Raw genomic sequence first — 18,815 nt, 5'->3', positions numbered from 1 at the left:
GAAAACCGTGCAGTACCGATCATTGGGCAGCACCGGTTGTGCGGTGTCGGCGTTCGCGCTCGGCACGATGACCTTCGGAAAGGAAACCGGCGAGCAGGACGCGCACGACCAGCTCGACCGGTTCGCCGCCGCCGGTGGCACGCTCGTCGACACCGCGGACGTCTACAACGCCGGTGCGAGCGAGCAGATCATCGGCCGCTGGCTGGCCAGGCAGCCGGCGTCGGTGCGCGACCACGTGGTGCTGGCGAGCAAGGGCCGGTTCCCGACCGGGACCGGCCCGAACGACGTCGGTCTGTCGCGCAAGCACCTGGCGACAGCGCTGGACGCTTCGCTCGCCCGGCTCGGGGTCGAGTGCCTGGACCTGTACCAGGTGCACGCCTACGATCCCCGCACCCCGCTGGAGGAAACGCTGCGGTTCCTCGACGACGCGGTGCGCGCGGGCAAGGTGCACTACGTCGGTCTGTCCAACTTCACCGGATGGCAGTTGCAGCGGGCCGTGGACCTGGCCGAGTTCGGCGGCCTGGCCCGGCCGGTCACGCTCCAGCCGCAGTACAACCTGCTGGTCCGGGAGATCGAGTGGGAGATCGTGCCCGCCGCGCGTGCCAACGGGCTGGGACTGCTGCCGTGGTCGCCGCTCGGCGGCGGCTGGCTGACCGGGAAGTACGCGCGCGACGAGCGGCCGGTGGGGCAGACCAGGCTGGGGGAGGACCCCGAGCGTGGCACCGAGGCCTACGAGCCCCGCAACCGCAGCCAACGCACGTGGGACGTCATCGAGGCGCTGCGCAAGATCGCCGGCGACCGCGGTGTCTCCTCAGCGCAGGTCGCGCTGGCCTGGGTTGCCGACCGGCCCGCGGTGAGCTCGGTGATCCTCGGTGCGCGCACGCTCGGCCAGCTCGACGACAACCTGGACGCGGCTGATCTGCACCTGTCACCGGAGGAAACCGCACTGCTCGACACCGTCAGCGATCCGGGCGCTGCGGATTACCCTTACGGCACAATGGGATTGGAGCAGCGCAGTCGCGAGTTCTGAGCCGGCGCCGGGGTGGTCGCACGAGTGCGGCCACCCCGTTCGTGCCCGGGACCGCGGCTGGCGCGCATTTCAAGCGATGCCCGTTCGTGTCCAAGACGAAGAACGCGGAGTGTAGCCTGCGGGTATGACCGACGATACGGAGTTGGCAGCCCAGGTAAGGCACGCGGATCTGACCCATCCCAACATCGCGCGGATGTACGACTACTTCCTCGGTGGGTCCGCGAACTTCGCCATCGATCGGGAAACGGCTGAGCAGGCGCTGCGGATCGCGCCGACGGAACGGGACTACTGCTGGGCCAACCGCGGGTTCCTCGGCCGAGCGGTGCGCTACCTGGTCACGGAGGCCGGGATCGACCAGTTCCTGGATCTGGGCTCGGGCGTGCCGACGGTGGGCAACGTGCACGAGATCGCCCACGAGCACAACCCCGCTGCGCGCGTGGCCTATGTGGACTGGGAACCCGTCGCGTGCCACCACGCCCGGCACCTGCTCGGTGCGGAAGAACATCGGGTGACGGTCACCGAAGCGGACGCGTGCGACGTGGAAGCGGTGCTCAACGCCCCGGGCGTGGCCGGCCTGTTCGACTTCGCCCGTCCGATCGCGGTGCTGGCCTTCGGCATCCTCGACATCATCCCGAGCCTGGACGGAGCCGGGCTGATCAGCCGCTATCGGGACGCATGCGTGCCCGGCAGCGCGTTGGCCGTGTCGAACAACGCCCAGATGACCCGCACCGACGAGGAAGTCGCCGGTATCCGGGGCCTGCTGGCCAACACCTCGACGCCGCAGCTGCACCTGCGCAGCCGGGAGGAGGTGGCCGCGCTGCTGCCCGGCTACACCCTGGTCGAACCAGGAGTGGTGCCCGCCGCGCAGTGGCGGCCCGACCGGCCGGTGACCGACGAGGAGGCGCGACGCGGCAACGTCTACGGCGCCGTGGGAATCCTGCCGCGCGCCTAGGTGCTGTTTGGGAATGGGTTTTGGTTAGGTCGCGGAGCCAGATGTCGATGGCGGCGACGTGCAGGGTGGCGTGGTAGCGGACGGCGAGTTTGTCGTAACGGCTGGCGACGGCCCGGTGTTGTTTGAGCTGGTTGATGCCGCATTCGACGGCGTGACGCTGCTGGTAGGTCGCGGGGGCGAACGCGGGCGGGCGTCCACCGGTCCGGCCGCGTGTGCGGCGGTGGGCGGCTTGGTCTTTCGGGACCGGGATCGTGGCCGGAATCGCTCGTCGGCGGAGATAGCGCCGGTTGGCCGAGACCAACATCGATAGTGGCTTGCGTCCTTGCTCGCAGGCGAGGTGGATCTTCGATTGGTGGTTGATCTACCTACCGGAGACCTCACCTATTTACGACACCGCCCCAACTTCCTAAACACCGCCTAGCTTTCAGCAGCCGCAGGAGTCGCGGTGCACGAACCGGGACGGCAGGCGGTGCGTCTCGGGTTCGACGCCGGGGGCGCCGATTCGGCGCAGCAGCAGGCGCGCGGCCTCGGTCCCGATGTCGCCGCAGGGCTGGGCGATCACGGTCAACCGCGGTGCGAACCACTCCGCCCAGAGGAAGTCGTCGAAGCCGACCAGCGCGATGTCGGCCGGAACCCGGAGCCCGGCCTCGCCGAGCGCCTGCATCGCGCCGATGGTCATTCCGTTGTTGGCGGTGATCAGCGCGGTCGGCCGGTGGTCGAGCAGGCGGCGGGTCGCCTCCACCGCTGACTCGGTCAGCGAGTGGCCCTCCGCCAGCAGGTCCGGGTCGGGTTCGAGGTCGTTGCGGCGCAGGCCCTCCCGGAATCCGCGCACCCGCTCCTCGGTGGTGGCCAGGCCGCGGCGGCCTGCGACCAGGCCGATCCGCCGGTGTCCGCGGTGCGCGAGGTGGTCGACCAGTTCGGCCGTCGGCTCGGCGTTGTCCGCCCCGACCTGGTCGTAGTGGTCGTCGACGAGCCGGTCGGCCAGCACCACCGGCAGTTCGTGCGCGGAGAGGTATTCGAGGGTCCGCTTCGGCACCGCCGAGGCCGCGAGGATGATGCCGTCGACGCGGCGTTCGTGCATGCCGCGCACCAGGTGGAGCTCGTGGTCGGGATCGTCGCGGGAGTCGGCCAGCAGCAGCGTGTAGCCGTGCCGCACCGCCTCGGACTCGACGCCCTGCAGCACCTGGCCGAAGTAGGGGTTGGTGATCGCCGACATCACCACCGCGATCGAGCGGGTGCTGGCGGTGGCCAGCGAGCGGGCCAGCGTGTTCGGGCTGTAGCCGGTCGCCTCGATGGCCTCCTCGACCAGTCGCCGGGTCTCCTCGCGGACCTTCCTGGTGCCGTTGATGACGTGCGACACGGTCGCGGTGGACACACCGGCCATGCGGGCCACGTCGGCCGTGGTCGCCATCGCCTGCTCCTCGTCGAGTCGGCCGTCGACGCCGCTGTGGTGCGGCCTCTCCGCCGGACGATACCAGGCAAGCGCTTGCGCAAGCGCTTAACTCGGGTTTACGGTCTCGAACACTCAACGACAGCGGTGCGTTACACCACACCGCCGCGCCACGCCAGGAAGGCATCCACATGAGCACCGCTCAGCTCAGCCCGCCCAGGTCCGCGCGACACGGGCGCGGCGCCGTCATCGGAGCCTCGACGATCGCCGCCCTCGGCGGTCTGCTCTTCGGCTACGACACCGGCGTCATCTCCGCCGCCCTGCTCTACATCGCTCCCGCGTTCGGGCTGTCCGACGGCATGCAGCAGTTCGTGGTGGCTTCCCTGCTGCTGGGCGCCATCGTCGGGTCGATCGGCGGCGGCCCGGTCGTCGACCGGATGGGCCGCAAGAGCACGCTGGTGCTGGTCTCGATCGTGTTCAGCGTGGGCGCGCTGCTGTCGGCCGCGGCGGTCAACGCCGAGATCCTGATCTTGGCGCGGGTGCTGCTCGGGCTGGCGATCGGCACCAGTTCGCTGGTGGTGCCCACCTACATCGCCGAGATCGCCCCGCCTGCCAGCCGCGGCCGGCTGGTGTCGATGAACCAGCTCATGATCACCATCGGCATCTTCGCCTCCTACCTGGTCGGCTACGCCTTCGCCGAAAGCGGCGGGTGGCGCTGGATGCTCGGCCTGGCGGTGATCCCGTCGCTGGCGATGCTGGTGGGGCTGCTGATGCTGGGGGAGAGCCCGCGCTGGCTGCTCTCCCGGGGCCGCACCGACGACGCGCGGCAGGCGCTGCTCAGGACCCGGTCCCCGGAGGACGCCGAGGCCGAGCTGGCCGAGATGTCGGCGGCGATGCGCGAGGAGAGCCGCTTCTCCTACCGCGACCTGGTCCGCCCCCGGCTGCGGCCCGCGGTGCTGCTGGGCGTCGCGGTCGCGGCGACCAACCAGCTCGTCGGTGTCAACGCGGTCATCTACTACGCGCCGACGATCCTCAAGCAGGCCGGTCTGGGCGACTCGGCCGCGATCCTGTCCTCGGTCGGGATCGGCGCGACGAACATGGTGTTCACCGCGATCGCGCTGCTGCTCATCGACCGGGTCGGACGCCGGCCACTGCTCATCGGCGGCACCGGAGTGGTGATCGCGGTGCTGTTCGGCCTGGGCGCGCTGTACCTGCTGCCCAGCGTGCAGGGCCTGGGCACGCTGCTGACCGTCGGGCTGATGGTCTACGAAGCGGCTTTCGCCGCCAGCCTGGGCCTGGCGATCTGGCTGATCAACAGCGAGATCTTCCCGACCGCCGTGCGCGGCAAGGCCGCCGGTGTCGGCACCGTGACGCACTGGGGCCTGGACTTCCTCATCTCGGTCTCGGTGCTGACCCTGATCCAGATGTTCACGGCCACCGGCCTGTTCTGGATCTACGGCGTGCTCGGCCTGCTGGGCATGGTCTACCTGTACCGCAAGTTGCCGGAGACCAAGGGCCGCAGCTTGGAGGACATCGAGAAGTCCCTGCGCGGCGGGCAGAAGTAGCGGCCGGCGGGGATGTGCGCCGAGCCGTTGGACGAGAAAGGTGTCGGAGGAGCAGTGATCGACCAAGACGTGGTCCGGCACGACCGGAGTGCCCATCCCCGCCTGGACGCGACGGTGGCCGGCTGGCTGGCGGACCTGCTCGCGCAGCGCCCCCAGGTGCTGCTGGCCATCGCCGGCTGTCCGGGGGCCGGGAAGTCAAGCCTGGCCCAGGACCTCGTCGAAATGGCAGAACTGCGCGGGATCGAAGCCGTGTGGCTCCCGATGGACGGCTTCCACCTGGCCGACGACGAACTCGCGCGCCAGGGGCTGGCGGACCGCAAAGGTGCCATCACCACCTTCGACGCCGACGGATACCTGGCCACCCTGCGCCGGATCCGCGAACGAGCCGGAACCGTCTACGTGCCCAGCTTCGACCGCGCCGTCGAGCAACCGATCGCGGGCAGCATTCCCATCCCGTCGTCGGCACAGCTGGTCGTGACCGAAGGGAACTACCTGCTCGACGAGCGCGAACCCTGGCGCGACGTCCGCGACGTCGTCGACGAGGTCTGGTTCTGCGAGGTCGACGACCAGTTGCGGCGGGAACGGCTCCTGCGGCGGCACATCGCCTTCGGCAAGGACCCCGACGCGGCCCGACGCTGGATCGAGACTGTCGACGAGGTCAACGCGACCGCGGTCGCGGCCACCCGCCCGGCTGCTACGCGCTGCGTCCTCGGTCTTGAGGACGGCGCGTGGGTGGCAGGTCGCTAGGGGCGGTCACCGCGACTGCGTTCAGCAGGACGACCGGTCTCGGTGGAGCGGGTGCACGGGGCCGGGGGAATCCCGGCCCCGTGCGGGGCCATCCGCGGATCAGCCGATCTGGGTGGTGCCCAGGACGGTGTCCTGGTCCGGCGGGGACAGGGTCAGTTGCACGTCGAACTTGCCGAGCTCCGGGGCGTCGGTCTCCACGTGCGTGGTCGCGTTCGGGTCGGCGGCGCTGGTGGCCTGGCCGGGCGCGGCGTCGGCCGGAACGGTGACCTCGACCGAGCCCTTCGCGCTGAAGGTCAACGTGCCCTCCGGCGGGACCGGCGTCTCCGGGATGGGCAGTTCCACCGCCACCGGGACGGTCCGTCCGTCGCTGCCGGTCAGCGTCACCGAGGAGTGGATGGTGCCGGAGAGCTTGGTGGCACCGACCAACCGCAGCCCTTGGGCGGCGGCCTCCCCGGCGTCCACGTCCAGGGTGAACGGCACGGTGAGGGTCTGGCCCGGGGACGCCTTCTGCGGGATCTCGGTGCGCACGACCGTCTTGACGGTCTGCTCGCCGATGGCCGGGAAGTCGCCCTTCCAGGTCAAGGTCTTGTCCGCGGCACCGGCCACACCGGCGCCGAAGAGCATCAGGGCGGCCACGAGCACGCCGAGGATTCCGGTCGTACGGCGGGTGAGGGGGATCGTTGTTGCGTTCACTCCCGGTCCTTTCTTCGTCGAAGGGAAGCGGACTACGGGTACCCGAGCCGAACCGAGTCCGGTTCGCACTGGCCGGGAAGCTAGTGGCGATCGCGGCGAAGGCACAAGCAAGCCCGTCGATTTCCCCGACCGGGACCGGAAAACTAGCACCGGAATGCAGGTCTTGCGCCGCTCGGCTGCATCCCGGATGAGAATTCGCGCCCCGTTGGTTCTTTCTGGATTCCGGCGTTGTTCGCGCCGTCAAGCCCGGTCTCGGTGGCGTGCGCGGTAGGCGCGTTGCTGACAGGCACGTGAGCAGTACTTCCGGGGCCTGCCTCGGGATGACCGCTCCACCGGCCGTGGACAACCGGCGCAGAGCGCGGTGTTTTCGTCACGCGGAGAGCGATCTGCCGGGTTTTCGTCACGCGCCTCCGCCGTTCGTGCGCTGCGGGCGGCGGTGACGAGATCGGCATCGGAGGCCCGCCCGCGTGGAGTGTTCGCGGACAGCTCGCGTGCGAGGAAGCGGCACTCCGCGATGTCGTCGTCCTCGCAGCTGAGCAGGTGCCGCAGGTAGTCCTTCGCGGCCTCCAGCTGGCTGATCTGCCGCTCCAGCAACGTGATCCGCTCGCTGACGGTCCGTTGCCAGGCCTCGTGCGTGCTCTTGCCGGAGGTGACGACGGCGGCCTTGTCCAGCGGCATTTTCCCGACCACGCAACACAGGTAGGCGACTCCGATGCGGCGGAGGTCGGCGTCGCGGTAGATCCGCCTGCCGCCGTCGCGGGCGGGCGGGTCGAGCACGCCCTGGCGTTCCCACCACCGCACCGTGGACGGTGCGAGGTCGTAGAGCGCCGCTGCTTGGCCGATGGAGACCGCGCGATCGTTCACGGGTTCCATTTGACATCAAGTCAACTTCATCCGGCAAGCTTCGACTAAGGCAAACCTAAGTAAAGTGAAAGGTCTGATTCCGGTGGAAGTTGAGCATGCGGAGACCGTTGTCGTCGGCGCCGGTCAGCAGGGGTGCGGGGTGGCTGCGGCCCTGCAGGAGCTGGGCCGTGAAGCGATCGTCCTGGAAAAGGGGGAGATCGGTCAGGCCTGGGCGCACGAGCGTTGGGACAGCCTGCTGGTCGGCAGCGGAAACCGGACGGTCCGGTTTCCCGGCTGGGAGTACGACGGCGACGACCCCGGCGGTTGCATGACGGGGCCGGAGCTGGCCGGTCACCTGCGCCGCTACGTGCGGAAGCGGAATCTGCGGGTGCGCCAGCACACGCCCGTGCGGGAGGTCGAATGCCTCCCCACGTCCGCGCACGACGAGGTGCGGTTCCGGACCCGGCTGTCCACCGGCGGTGTCATCGAGTCCCGCAATCTCGTCGTGGCGGTCGGGGGCTACGCCAGCCCCCGAGTCCCGGAGGTGGCATCCGATCTCGACCCGTCGGTCCACCAGATCCACTCGCGCCACTACCGCAATCCCGAGCGCCTTCCGGCGGGAGCCGTCCTCGTCGTGGGTTCGGGAATCAGCGGCCAGCAGATCGCCGACGAACTCGCCGACGCCGGGCGCGAGGTGTTCATGTCGGTCGGCCGCCACCGCGCGTGGCCCCGCCACTACCGCGGCCGCGGCCTCCACGAATGGATGGCCGTCTTCCCCCTGTACGAGGATTTCGTCACGGTGGATCCGGACGGAGCCGACGGCCGCCCGATCCTGCCCGGCCTGCCGGTGAGCGCCGCGAAGGACTGGGTCCAGGCGCTCAACCTCGGAACCCTCGCGGCGAAGGGAGTCGTTCTCGTCGGTTCCACCCGCGGAGCGCAACACGGTGTTCTCCTGCTGGAAGACAACGTCGTCGCCATCGCGAAGGCCGCCGACCGCGAGTTCCGGCGGATCACCGACAAGATCGACACCGGTATCCGGCAACGGGGTTTCGTGGCACCCGATCCGGACCCGGCGGTCGGTGTCGACCTGGATCGCATCGCCGACTTCGGCGACAAGCTCGACCTGGCCCACCACAACATCACGACGATCATCTGGTGCACCGGGTTCGGCCCGGACTACCGGATCCTGCCGGACCGCGTACTCGACGGCAACGGCGCACCGATCCAGGACAGGGGCATCTTCGGGGCGATCCCCGGCCTGTACTACGCCGGCCTGCCGGACGGAAACTCCCTCGGCCCGGTCGGCATCGGAGCCAACGTGGAAAACGGACGTCTCATCGCACGCCACATCCACACCGACCACCTCTTGCGAACCAACCCCACGGCGTCTCTGACCGACTGCGTAAGCACCCCGGATACGTAGTCATCTAGGTACTCGCACGAATGTGTCCGCGATCGGGTCCAAAGACACTGGATGCAACTCCGACGAAGTGGACCTAGCGAGGTTGACGCCATGTTCCTCCACGCCTGCCCCGAACGGACCGAGGCCGAGCGTTCCGAGTCGCGGCGTCCGTTGCGGCCCCGGCCCGGACCGGTGGAGATCCTGCGGTTTGGTGAGCGCTACGCCGATGTGCGTGATCGCCGCTTGGCGGACACGTTGGTGGTGGAGGACGCCGCGGAGGAGAACGAGGAACTCCAGGCGCTGGAGCGCACCTCCTGCCACGTGCATCGTCGATGGGCACACGAGTGCGTTCATTCGCCTGTGCACGTCATCGTCGTGACCGGACACCGCTGGTGCCGGAGCTGCGAAGCCGAGGCTTCGGTCGCGGTGGACGAGGTGTCGGGTTCGGTCGAGGTGATCTGCACGCGCTGCCGCAGGACCCCTGACACCGCGGCGACGCGGCAGATCATCCGAACCTGCCGGGCCAGCCTGGCGGCTGCGCTCGAAAGCCGTCGCTCTCACGAGGTACGGCATGGCTCTGCGGCCTGACAGGAACGTGTCCGACGAGAGCGAGGTAAGCGCGAAAGCGGTTTGGCGGCTTGCCCGAACGGTGTCCGGCGCTATGCGCGGTGCAGGAGGGACGCGTGTGGCACGACGGACTTCGGACATGTCGTCAGTCGATTGCCCGATCCCACCGGCGCCCGACATCGGCGCGATGCAGTGGCAGACGCTTCTCGACCAGACCACGACTCCGATGGCGTTGCTCGATCCAGAAGGACGCTGCTTGCACGTCAACGAGGCGTTGTGCTCTTTGGCCGGGTACGACCGTGCCTGCTTGCTGCGCCACGGCCTGGGCGCTCTCGACTGTTCCGCCGCCGATGCGGAGACGCTCACCGGCGGAGCAGGTGCGCCCTCGGTCGAAAAGGGGCTCCGGCGCTCCGATGGCGCCATCATCTGGGTGCGGAGGTACACGTCGGTCATCAACGATTCCGATCACCGGCGTGTGCTGCTGGCGCAGTTCGAGGAGATCAGCGATCCCCGGGAGAGCGCGATGCTCTGGAGCAGGGCTTTCGGCAGCGCTCCTGTCGGCATGGCGCTGCTGGACCTCAACGGCGACTGGACCGCGGTCAACGACGCGTGGTGCGAGCTGCTCGGATACACCAGGGACGAGATGCTGTCGATGCGCTGTTCCGACGCCACCTACGCCGTCGACCCCGAAAGCGAAGCCGCGGCGCTCGCCGACCTCGTCGCGGGCAGGGTCGGTTCGGTGAGCCTGAAGAAGCGGTACCGGCACAAGGACGGGCACCCGCTGTGGGCGCTCGTCCGCACCAGCGTGGTGCCCGGTGCCGATGACCGGCCGATGTACCTGGTGAGCCAGTACGAAGCGCTCAGCGAGCGGTGCATGACGGACACGACCCTCGCGCATCTGGCACTCCACGATCCGCTGACCGGCTTGGCCAACCGCGCGTTGTTCGCCGACCGGCTCGAACACGGCCTCGCCCAGCTGAGGCGGAACGGCGGCGTGGTGACGGTGCTCGTCGCGGATCTCGACGAGCTGAAACCGGTCAACGACCGCTACGGCCACGCGGTCGGCGATCAGCTCCTCATCGCCACCGCCGACGAGCTGTTGAACGGAGTCAGCCCCGACGACACCGTGGCGCGCATCGGCGGAGACGAGTTCGCGGTGGTCAGTCACCTGCCCGACGTGGCGGCTGCCGAGGTCCTCCGGGACCGGATCCGGCAACGTCTGCGAACCGAGCGCGTCATCGCCGGGCACCGCGTCACACTCCGCGCCAGCGTGGGGCTCGCGATCACCCAGAACCCGGATACCGCACCGGACGACCTGGTGCATTGCGCCGACCGGAACATGTACAGCCTCAAGAACAGGCACGCACCTCGATGACCCGTCAACGGGCTGTGTCCCGCGCTGAACGACACGCCTGCGCGGCGTGACCAGGAACCCGCCACCGGTTCGAGGAGGAACACGATGTCGCTTCGCCTGCCCGACCACTGGGTCTGGGACTTCTGGTTCGCCGAGCACGGCGACGACGTGCACGTCTTCTTCCTGCACGCGCCGCGGTCGCTCGGCGACCCCGACCGGCGGCACCGCCACGCCCGGATCGGGCACGCCGTCTCGCGCGATCTGCTGACCTGGGAGGTGCTTGCCCCGCCGCTCGGCGTGGGCGAACCCGGAACCTTCGACGACCTGGCCACCTGGACCGGCTCCGTGCTGCGCCATGACGGGCGGTGGCATCTGTTCTACACCGGGCTTTCCACCCGCGAGGACGGCGCGGTGCAACGGATCGGAATGGCCACGTCCGACGATCTGCTCCACTGGCGCAAACAGGGGATGGTGCTGGAAGCCGACGGCCGCTGGTACGAAAAGCTCGGCCCCGGTGTCCGCGAGGAGGCGTGGCGCGACCCCTGGGCCTGCTTCGACCACGAAAGCGAGCGGTTCCACCTGCTGATCACCGCTCGGGCCGGCGAGGGCCCGCCGGACGGGCGTGGTGTGCTCGCGCACGCCTGGTCCGACGACCTCAGCTCGTGGCAGGTCGGCCCGCCGGTGAGCGTGCCGGGGGAGTTCGCCCAGCTGGAGGTTCCGCAGCTGGTGTACCTCGGTGGTGCCTGGCGGGTTCTGTTCTGCGCGCACCCGGAGGACCACAGCGCCGCACGGCTCTCCCGGCCGGGTACCGCGGCCGAAGGCGGCACGCACTACTTGACCTCTCAATCGAAGTTCGGGCCTTACGCACCCGATCGCGACCGCTTCTTCGCGGGCGATCCGGACAACCGGTACTACGCCGGACGCCTGCTGCACCACGACGGGGAATGGCTGTTCTTCGCGTGGCGCCAGTTCGACGAGCACGGCCGCTTCGCCGGAGACCTCAGCGATCCGATGCCGGTCTCGTTCGCCGCGGACGGTTCGCCGATGGTGACTCTGCCCCGGTCCTGAGGGGCGATCGGTTCGTTGCACACCGCAGAACGCGGGTCTAGCGTTGCCGTGTGGCGGCTACCCGCGCCCGGCGCGACCAGGGCAATCTGCCCGAGGCCATGACGACCTTCGTGGGCCGTCGCCAGGAGGTCGCCCAAGTCCGGCAGCTGGTCTCGGTCGGCCGCCTGATCACCTTGACCGGGATCGGGGGTGTGGGCAAGACCCGGCTGGCCATCGAGGTGGCGAGGATGCTGCGCCGGGCCTTCCCCGACGGCGTTTGGCTCGTCGAGCTCGCGGAGCTGACCGACGGTGCGCTGGTGGCGCACACCGCGGCCGACCTGCTCGGCGTGAACGAGCGGTCCGGCGGGTCGCCCGGACGTGCGCTGGCCGGGCACCTGCGCGACAAGCGCCTGTTCCTGGTGCTGGACAACTGCGAACACGTCATCGACGACTGCGCCAAGCTGGTGGAAGAGGTGCTGCGCACGGCACCGGAGGTGCGGGTCCTCGCCACCAGCCGGGAACCTCTTGGCGTCCCCGGCGAACACATCTGGCCGGTGCCCCCGCTCTCGTTGCCGGAGATGGGCAGGCCGCTGCCGCCCGGGGCGTACACCCAGTACACCGCGTTGGCGCTGTTCGCCGAGCGGGCCGCCGCCGCGGCGCCCGGCTTCACCGTCACGGACGCCAACGTCGCAACCGTCGCGCAGATCTGCGCGCGACTGGACGGCCTGCCACTGGCGATCGAACTGGCGACCGCGCGGCTGCGGGTGCTCTCGCCGGAAGAGCTGCTGGAGCGCCTGGAAGATCAGCTCAAGCTGCTGACCGCAGGAGTCCGGACCGGGCAGGCCAGGCACCAGACCCTGCGCGCGGCCATCGAGTGGAGTTTCGACCTCTGCACCGAACCGGAACGGTTGCTGTGGGCCCGGACCTCGGTGTTCGCAGGCAGCTTCGATCTGCCCGCGGCCGAGGCGATCTGCGCGGCCGACGGCATCGAGCAGGAGGAGCTCGTCGAGGTGCTGGCGGCGTTGGTGGACAAGTCGGTCCTCGCCTGTGACTTCGCGACCGGCCACGCGCGCTACCGGCTGCTTGAGACGCTCCGGCAGTTCGGCAGGCAGAAGCTCCGGGACAGCGGTGCCGAGCGCGTGTTCCAGGACCGGCACCGGGACTGGTACACGACGGTGGCCCGGCGCGCCGAGGAGACCTGGTTCGGGCCGCACCAGGCCGACATCTTCGGCCGGATGAGGTGGAACCGGCCGAACCTGCGAGCGGCCCTGGAGCACTGCCTGGATACCCCGGGTGAGACCAGCAGCGCGCTGTACCTGGCCGCGAGCCTGTGGTTCTACTGGATGCCGGGTGGCTTCCTCCCGGAGGGACGGCACTGGCTCGAACGCGCTCTGGCGGCCGATACCGCACCGAGCCGCGAGCGGGTCAAGGCGTTGTGGGTCAGCGCCCGGATCTCCGTCCTGCAGGGTGACGTCCACGCGGCGATGCCGCTGCTGGAGGAGTGCCGGACCCAGGCGCAACAGCTCGGTGACGAGTCCGCGCTGGCGCACGCCCTGCACGTCTCCGGGCACATCGCCCTGCTCAGCGACGACCTGGCGGTCGCCACCGTCCTGCTCGAAGAGGCCCTCGCCCGGTTCCAGGCGCTGGACGAAACCAGCAGCGTGACGATCATGAGCTGGGTCCACCTGGCGCTCGCGCACACGTTCCAGACCAATTACGACCGTGCGGTCGCGCTGTGCCGGGAAGCCCGCGTGCTGTGCGAAGCCCACGGCGAGCAGTGGACGCTTTCCTACGCGTTGTACGCGCTCGCGCTGGCCGAATGGGGCAGAGGCGAGACGCGGAGGGCGAGCGAGCTCGCCAGGGACAGTCTCCGGCTCAAGCGCCAGTTCGACGACCTCATCGGGATCGCCATCGTCGTCGAGGTGCTGGCCTGGGTCGCCGCGGCGGAAGGCGAGAGCGGCCGGGCGGCCCGGCTGCTCGGTGCCTCGTACCGGCTGTGGCCTTCGGTGGGATCCCTGCCCCTGTTCGGGTTCAAGCGGCTGATCGAAGCGCGCGCGGAAGCGGTGGACAAGGCGCGGCACGCCCTGGGGGGCCAGCGGTTCGACACCGCGTTCGAGGCGGGCGGCAAGCTCGGCATCAGCGAGCTCGTCGAATTCGCGCTCGGGGAGGCCGACCGGGTGGCGGAGGAGCCCGCGGCCGGTGGCGCCGCCACGGTGCTCACCCGGCGCGAGCGGGAGGTGGCCGGGCTCATCGCGGACGGACTGTCCAACAAGGAGATCGCGGAACGGCTGGTGATCTCGCAGCGCACCGCGGAAGCGCATGTCGAGCACGCGCTCACCAAGCTGGGCTTCACCTCGCGTGCCCAGATCGCCGCGTTGATCAGCAGGGAACGGGACTCCCAGGACGGGTGACCGGCACCCCCGGGGCCGCCTCGTCCAGGGGAGGAACCTCGCTGGTCCAGGAGGCGGACCGGCCGATTCCGATCGGCGGGCATAGGCTCGGCGGCGGGAGAGTCGGCGGCGCAAGGGAGCCCGCGATGGCGACTGTGACCGGGGGCGTGGGCAGTGCTCACCTGCGGATCGTGCATCCGTGGACTGAGGAAGCCGTTCGCGGTCTGCAGTGCCTCGTCGATGATTTCGTCGCCGAGCATCACGATGTGAGCGTCGAGCTGGACGCTGTTCCCACGGGCGACTGGTACGAGTTCCACAACAAGATCCTGATGCGGATGGCCGCCGGAACGGCTCCCGACCTCGTGTACGTGGTGAGCGAGCACCTCGGCCTGTTCGCCCAGCGGCTGGCCGAGCCGCTGGACGCGTTGGTTTTGCGGGACGGCGACGAACTCCGGGAGTACTTCTCGGACGTCCATCCCCTGCTCGTCGAGTCGATGATGTACGAGGGAAGCCTTTTCGAGCTGCCCATCGAGTTCAACGCGGCGAACATCTTCTACAACACCGAGTGGTTCGAGCGGGCGGGTGTTTCCCGGCCACCGGACGACTGGTCCAGGGACGACTTCTACGACATCGCGAGGAAACTCGCCGCTGCCGGGTTGCCGGGCACCAGCTACGGCTGGGTGAACCGGCTCTGGGGCGGGGTGTTGCCCTGGATGTACGCGGCGGGGGCCAGTCTGCTCGAGGAGACCCACGAGGGTGACGGAGCCTGGTTGTGGGGCGAGTTCTACCCCGATGAGCCCTCGGCGGTGGGCCGGGGCGGTGGCTGGCGGTGGGGAACGCCGCGGGCCAACGACGCCCGCAACGTCGAGGCGCTGCGGTTTCTCGCCGACCTGACGCGCGAAGGGCTGTCGCTGGAGGCGGGTGAGGGTGGCGGCGGGACGCGGTTCGGGCAGCGGTGGGTCGGGACGGTGGCCGACGAGTTCCTGGCGGGACGGCTGGGAATGAGCCCGGCGGGGGGCTTCTGGACCGGGGAGCTGCATCGGAGCGGTATGGCTCCGGGCGCGTTCGACGTCCAGTACTTCCCCAGGTGGACCACCCAGCGCCACGAGTTCGGCGCCGCCGGCTACGCCATCACCAAACAGGCGCGGGACAAGGAACTGGCCTGGGAGTGGGTCAAGTTCTCCGCGAGCAGAGCCGCGATGGAAAGGACCTTCGTCGGCAACGAGTCCACGCCGTCGCGCCGGTCGATGGTGACGGCGAGCCAGTACGAGTGGAGCGGCCCTCGGCACTGGGAGGTCTTCTACCGGACTCTGGAGCGGTTTCCGGACAGCGCGCCGGTTCCCGGGCCACCCACCACGGCTGCCCTGACGGCGACGTTCACCAAGTACGTCGATCTCGCCATGTCGGGAAAGATGTCCGCCAAGCACGCGCTGGACGAGCTCCAGCATGCGTTGGAGCGAATGTCGCGGTGGTATTAGAGCGGGTTGTTCGAACAGCTCCTGGTGCAGAAGTTCGACGGGGGGAGCGATGCGAGACCGATTCCGGTGTCTTCGTCGGCTGGTGGGAGTCGCTGCCGTGCTGGTGCTGGCCACGGGGTGCGTGGGCGCATCCCGGCAGGCCGGACCCGAGGCGGGATCCGGTACCGGGACGATCACGATGTGGGCGTTGCAGGGCCAGCAGCCGCTGGAAGTGGCCGCGCTGCGGGACGTGGTCGCGGAGTTCAACCGGTCCGGATCCGGCATTACCGTCCAGCTGCGGCTGATTCCCGAGGCCGACTACCCCAAGACGTTGGCGGCGACCAGACCGGAGGACATGCCCGACGTCGCCGAGATCGACGGCCCCACCATGAGCAACCTCGTTTACAACGGCAAGCTGGCGCCGCTCGAGGATTTCGTCTCGCCCGCCACGAGGGCGAATGCCACCGATGCGATTCTCGTCCAGGGCACCGCGGAGAACGGCAGGCTCTACAGCCTGGGGATGTACGACTCGGGCCTGGGGATCTTCGGCAACAGGAAGTTGCTGGACACGGCCGGTGTGCGTTATCCGACCGGGATCGACGACGCTTGGACGGCCGAGGAGTTCACCACGGCGCTGCGGGCGCTGGCCCGGGCGGCGCCAGGCGGGAAGGCGCTGGATCTCAGCGAGTACCGGGGATTCGACAACGAATGGGGGACCTACGGGTTCAGCCCGGCCGTCGAGTCCGCCGGTGCACACCTGATCCAGGACGGCAAGGCAGGCGGAACGCTGGATTCCGAGGCCGCGGTGCGGACCGTGCAGACGATCGCCTCGTGGCGCCCGTACGTCGATCCGAACACCGACACCGCCGCGTTCACCTCGGGACGTGTCGCGCTGAGCTGGGTGGGGCACTGGCAGTACCCCACCTACGCCCGAGCGCTCGGTTCCGATCTGGTGGTCCTCCCGCTTCCGGACTTCGGTCTCGGCACCAAGACGGGCCAGGGTTCCTGGGCGTGGGGGATCGGAGCGGGCACGCACAACGCCAAGGCGGCGGGGAAGTTCATCGACCACCTGCTTTCCGACCGTTCCGTGGAGCGGATCACCCAGGCCAGCGGCGCACCCCCGGGGACGAAGTCCGTCCTCGCCCGCAGCCCGCTCTACCGGCCGGGCGGAGCGCTGGAGCTCTTCGGCACCGGGCTCGCGCGGACCTGCGGGACGAAACCGGTCACCAAGGCGTGCGTCGCCGTGCCCCGGCCGGTGACCGCGGGGTATCCCACGATCACCGAACAGTTCGCCGGGGCGTTCACCGCCGCCTACCAAGGCGCGGATGCCCGAGCCGAACTGGCCAGGGCCGCACGCGCCATCGACCGGGACTTCGCCGACAACGGCGGATACCGGCTGAGGTAGCGGCCCATCTCGCGGGAAGTGACCCTGTCATGGAGCGGCCACCCGCGGCGTCGGCCCGGACCGGCGTCCGTTCGCTGAGGAGCCGAGGATGCCGGACAGGACGGTGAGACGCGGGCCGCGGCGAGGGATCACGGGGTGGGTCCTGTCGGCCCCCGCGTTGAGCGCGCTGGCGCTTTTCCTGGTACTGCCGTTGCTGATCGCGTTGTGGCTGTCGTTGTTCAACGTGCAGTTGAACTCGGCACGGCCGCCCCAGTTCGTCGGGCTGGAGCAGTACCGCCGCATCTTCTTCGATCCCGATCTCGGTGCCCAGTTCAGGCAGGCCCTGCTCAACAACACGCTGTTCGCGCTGGCCGTGGTGCCGCTCCAGACCACGCTCGCGCTCGGAGTGGCCCTGCTGTTGAACCAGAAGCTGCGCGGCATGGCCGTTTTCCGCACGTGCTTCTTCATGCCCGTGGTCTTCCCCATGGCGCTGGTCGCGGTGGTCTGGCGCATCATCTACGCGCGAGACGAAGGCGGGCTCCTCAACGCGGCCCTGCACGCGCTGACGTTCGGGAACTTCGAAGCACATGACTGGCTGGGCGACCCGGCGACGGCACTGGCATCGGTCGTGGTCCTGTCGATCTGGCACGGCGTGGGGTTCCAGACCGTGATCATCCTGGCCGGCCTGCAGGGCATCCCGCCCTCGCTATACGAGGCCGCGACGGTGGACGGGGCGACCCGGTGGCAGCGGTTCCGCTACGTGACCGTACCGGGCCTGCGACCCACGCTGGTGTTCGTGACGACCGTGACGACGATCCTGGCCTTCCGGCTGTTCGACCAGGTCTACGTGCTCATCCGTGGTGGTGGCCTGCACGCCGCCACCACCCACACGGTGCTGTACGACGCGGTGACGATCGCGTTCGAAGGCCAAAGCGACGTCGGTCGCGCCTCGGCGATCACCCTGGTGTTCTTCGTGATCGTCCTGGCGCTCACCCTGCTCCAGCGCGCCCTGCTCAGCATGGAGCGGAAGGCCAGGACATGAGCCGGGCGGTGGCTTCGAGGCGCGACCGCGCCGGCGCACGACTCCGGCACGTGCTGCGCTATCTGATCACGGGTGTTCTGGCGCTCGTCTACGCCAGCCCGGTTCTCTACATGGTCCTGGGGAGTCTGGAGCCGAGCGAGAACGTCCTGAGCGGCTTGCGCGCCTTCACGCCCAACACGCTGACCACTGCCAACTACCCGCACCTGACGGCCCGTTTCCACAGCGCGGACACCGGCTACTTCTGGGGTTTCTTCGCGGTGTCGGTCGTGGTGGCGACCACCGTCGTGGTGGGAGGTCTCGCGATCAACTCGCTGGCCGGCTATGCGCTGGCCCGGCTGCGCTGGGCCGGCCGCGACGCGGTCCTGACGGTGATCGTCGCGCTCGCCGTCGTCCCCTTCGAAGCGCTGGCGGTGCCACTGTTCTTCCTGCTGGCAGGACTGCGGGACACCATCGCCGTGCAGGCCCTGCCCTTCCTGGGCAACGCCTTCACGATCTACCTGTTCCAGTCGTTCTTCCGTTCCCTGCCCACCGAGATCGAAGAAGCGGCCAAACTGGACGGAGCCGGGCCGCTGCGCATCTTCTTCCTGATCATCGTGCCGATGAGCAAACCCGTGTTCGCCTCGGCGGCGATTCTGACGTTCCTGACCCAGTGGACGTCGTTCCTGTGGCCAGTGCTGATGATCAGCGACCCCACGGTGCGCCCGCTGCCACTGGCGATCAGCGTCTTCCAGGGAAACCCGCCCTACGACTGGGGCGCGATCATGGCTTTCGGCGTGGTCATGGTGGCCCCGGTGCTGATCGTCTTCCTCCTGTTCCAGCGCTGGTTCGTGCGCAGCATCGCCGACTCCGCGATCCAGGGATGATCGACGTTGCCTCTCGGGGCGGGACGCCTCATCGCATGGACATCCGCGGCCCGTTCTCCCGGCACGTTCACGAACTTCCGCACAGGTGC

16 protein-coding genes and 1 pseudogene are annotated in these 18,815 nt (G+C 69.3%); 13 read left to right on the top strand and 4 right to left on the bottom strand.

Translation table 11 applies throughout. The features are described 5' to 3' along the window. Positions 1 to 7 precede the first annotated feature (7 nt). Both ABD691_RS23105 and ABD691_RS23100 read left to right on the top strand, forming a co-directional pair. Positions 8 to 1,030 (top strand): aldo/keto reductase, encoded by a 1,023-nt coding sequence (locus tag ABD691_RS23105; RefSeq protein ID WP_344683003.1) that lies wholly within the window; start codon positions 8 to 10, stop codon positions 1,028 to 1,030. Between the two features lie 124 nt (positions 1,031 to 1,154). Then, the gene (locus ABD691_RS23100; protein ID WP_344683001.1) at positions 1,155 to 1,982 is read left to right on the top strand and encodes an SAM-dependent methyltransferase; all 828 of its coding nucleotides are present in this window, start codon (positions 1,155 to 1,157) and stop codon (positions 1,980 to 1,982) included. A gap of 31 nt (positions 1,983 to 2,013) precedes the next feature. On the opposite strand, the pseudogene ABD691_RS33780 reads toward ABD691_RS23100, so the two are convergent. After that, a pseudogene (locus ABD691_RS33780) lies at positions 2,014 to 2,271 on the bottom strand (IS5 family transposase); the annotation flags it as partial. Positions 2,272 to 2,406: 135 nt separating this feature from the next. Further along, positions 2,407 to 3,393, bottom strand: a complete 987-nt coding sequence (locus ABD691_RS23095) for a LacI family DNA-binding transcriptional regulator (RefSeq protein WP_344683000.1) — start codon at positions 3,391 to 3,393, stop codon at positions 2,407 to 2,409. A gap of 170 nt (positions 3,394 to 3,563) precedes the next feature. Here ABD691_RS23095 and ABD691_RS23090 point away from each other — a divergent pair, with 170 nt between their 5' ends. Both ABD691_RS23090 and ABD691_RS23085 read left to right on the top strand, forming a co-directional pair. Beyond that, positions 3,564 to 4,937 carry a sugar porter family MFS transporter gene (locus ABD691_RS23090; protein ID WP_344682999.1) on the top strand — a complete coding sequence of 458 codons (1,374 nt, stop codon included), beginning with the start codon at positions 3,564 to 3,566 and terminating at the stop codon, positions 4,935 to 4,937. Between the two features lie 54 nt (positions 4,938 to 4,991). Further along, positions 4,992 to 5,684 (top strand): nucleoside/nucleotide kinase family protein, encoded by a 693-nt coding sequence (locus ABD691_RS23085; RefSeq protein ID WP_344682998.1) that lies wholly within the window; start codon positions 4,992 to 4,994, stop codon positions 5,682 to 5,684. Positions 5,685 to 5,783: 99 nt separating this feature from the next. Here ABD691_RS23085 and ABD691_RS23080 read toward each other — a convergent pair whose 3' ends face one another. Together ABD691_RS23080 and ABD691_RS23075 are read right to left on the bottom strand one after the other, a co-directional pair. Next, positions 5,784 to 6,377, bottom strand: a complete 594-nt coding sequence (locus ABD691_RS23080; RefSeq protein WP_344682997.1) for a DUF6801 domain-containing protein — start codon at positions 6,375 to 6,377, stop codon at positions 5,784 to 5,786. Positions 6,378 to 6,617: 240 nt separating this feature from the next. Then, entirely contained in the window at positions 6,618 to 7,241 is a 624-nt protein-coding gene (locus tag ABD691_RS23075) for a MerR family transcriptional regulator (protein WP_344682995.1), read from the bottom strand. 82 nt (positions 7,242 to 7,323) lie between these two features. On the opposite strand from ABD691_RS23075, the gene ABD691_RS23070 reads away from it, so the two are divergent. From ABD691_RS23070 to ABD691_RS23030, 9 genes are all read left to right on the top strand, one after another. After that, positions 7,324 to 8,643: a flavin-containing monooxygenase gene (locus ABD691_RS23070; RefSeq protein WP_344682994.1), complete on the top strand. Its 1,320-nt coding sequence runs from the start codon at positions 7,324 to 7,326 to the stop codon at positions 8,641 to 8,643. A gap of 90 nt (positions 8,644 to 8,733) precedes the next feature. After that, a complete protein-coding gene (locus ABD691_RS23065; protein ID WP_344682992.1) occupies positions 8,734 to 9,210 on the top strand; it encodes a hypothetical protein in 477 nt (158 codons plus the stop codon). A 7-nt stretch (positions 9,211 to 9,217) separates the two neighbouring features. Beyond that, positions 9,218 to 10,564, top strand: coding sequence for a diguanylate cyclase domain-containing protein (locus tag ABD691_RS23060; protein ID WP_344682990.1), 1,347 nt, complete (start codon positions 9,218 to 9,220; stop codon positions 10,562 to 10,564). Between the two features lie 84 nt (positions 10,565 to 10,648). Beyond that, positions 10,649 to 11,611 carry a glycoside hydrolase family protein gene (locus ABD691_RS23055; RefSeq protein WP_344682989.1) on the top strand — a complete coding sequence of 321 codons (963 nt, stop codon included), beginning with the start codon at positions 10,649 to 10,651 and terminating at the stop codon, positions 11,609 to 11,611. Between the two features lie 50 nt (positions 11,612 to 11,661). Then, on the top strand, positions 11,662 to 14,001 hold the full coding sequence (locus ABD691_RS23050; protein ID WP_344682987.1) for an ATP-binding protein: 2,340 nt from the start codon (positions 11,662 to 11,664) through the stop codon (positions 13,999 to 14,001). A 125-nt stretch (positions 14,002 to 14,126) separates the two neighbouring features. Continuing rightward, on the top strand, positions 14,127 to 15,458 hold the full coding sequence (locus ABD691_RS23045) for an extracellular solute-binding protein (protein WP_344682986.1): 1,332 nt from the start codon (positions 14,127 to 14,129) through the stop codon (positions 15,456 to 15,458). Positions 15,459 to 15,540: 82 nt separating this feature from the next. Beyond that, positions 15,541 to 16,842 carry an extracellular solute-binding protein gene (locus tag ABD691_RS23040; RefSeq protein ID WP_344682984.1) on the top strand — a complete coding sequence of 434 codons (1,302 nt, stop codon included), beginning with the start codon at positions 15,541 to 15,543 and terminating at the stop codon, positions 16,840 to 16,842. Between the two features lie 88 nt (positions 16,843 to 16,930). Next, positions 16,931 to 17,863, top strand: coding sequence for a carbohydrate ABC transporter permease (locus tag ABD691_RS23035; protein WP_344682982.1), 933 nt, complete (start codon positions 16,931 to 16,933; stop codon positions 17,861 to 17,863). Between the two features lie 8 nt (positions 17,864 to 17,871). Further along, a complete protein-coding gene (locus ABD691_RS23030) occupies positions 17,872 to 18,726 on the top strand; it encodes a carbohydrate ABC transporter permease (protein WP_344682980.1) in 855 nt (284 codons plus the stop codon). Positions 18,727 to 18,815 lie beyond the last annotated feature (89 nt).

Source organism: Saccharopolyspora taberi (assembly GCF_039534165.1).
Classification (GTDB): domain Bacteria; phylum Actinomycetota; class Actinomycetes; order Mycobacteriales; family Pseudonocardiaceae; genus Saccharopolyspora_D; species Saccharopolyspora_D taberi.
This window is presented reverse-complemented; position numbering and strand designations above follow the sequence as displayed.

What these genes read in the sequence shown, in the direction of transcription:
- ABD691_RS23100 (WP_344683001.1), top strand. Translation starts at nt 1,155, where the DNA reads ATGACCGACGATACGGAGTTGGCAGCCCAGGTAAGGCACGCGGATCTG.
- ABD691_RS23095 (WP_344683000.1), bottom strand. Translation starts at nt 3,393, where the DNA reads ATGGCGACCACGGCCGACGTGGCCCGCATGGCCGGTGTGTCCACCGCG.
- ABD691_RS23090 (WP_344682999.1), top strand. Translation starts at nt 3,564, where the DNA reads ATGAGCACCGCTCAGCTCAGCCCGCCCAGGTCCGCGCGACACGGGCGC.
- ABD691_RS23065 (WP_344682992.1), top strand. Translation starts at nt 8,734, where the DNA reads ATGTTCCTCCACGCCTGCCCCGAACGGACCGAGGCCGAGCGTTCCGAG.
- ABD691_RS23055 (WP_344682989.1), top strand. Translation starts at nt 10,649, where the DNA reads ATGTCGCTTCGCCTGCCCGACCACTGGGTCTGGGACTTCTGGTTCGCC.
- ABD691_RS23045 (WP_344682986.1), top strand. Translation starts at nt 14,127, where the DNA reads ATGGCGACTGTGACCGGGGGCGTGGGCAGTGCTCACCTGCGGATCGTG.
- ABD691_RS23035 (WP_344682982.1), top strand. Translation starts at nt 16,931, where the DNA reads ATGCCGGACAGGACGGTGAGACGCGGGCCGCGGCGAGGGATCACGGGG.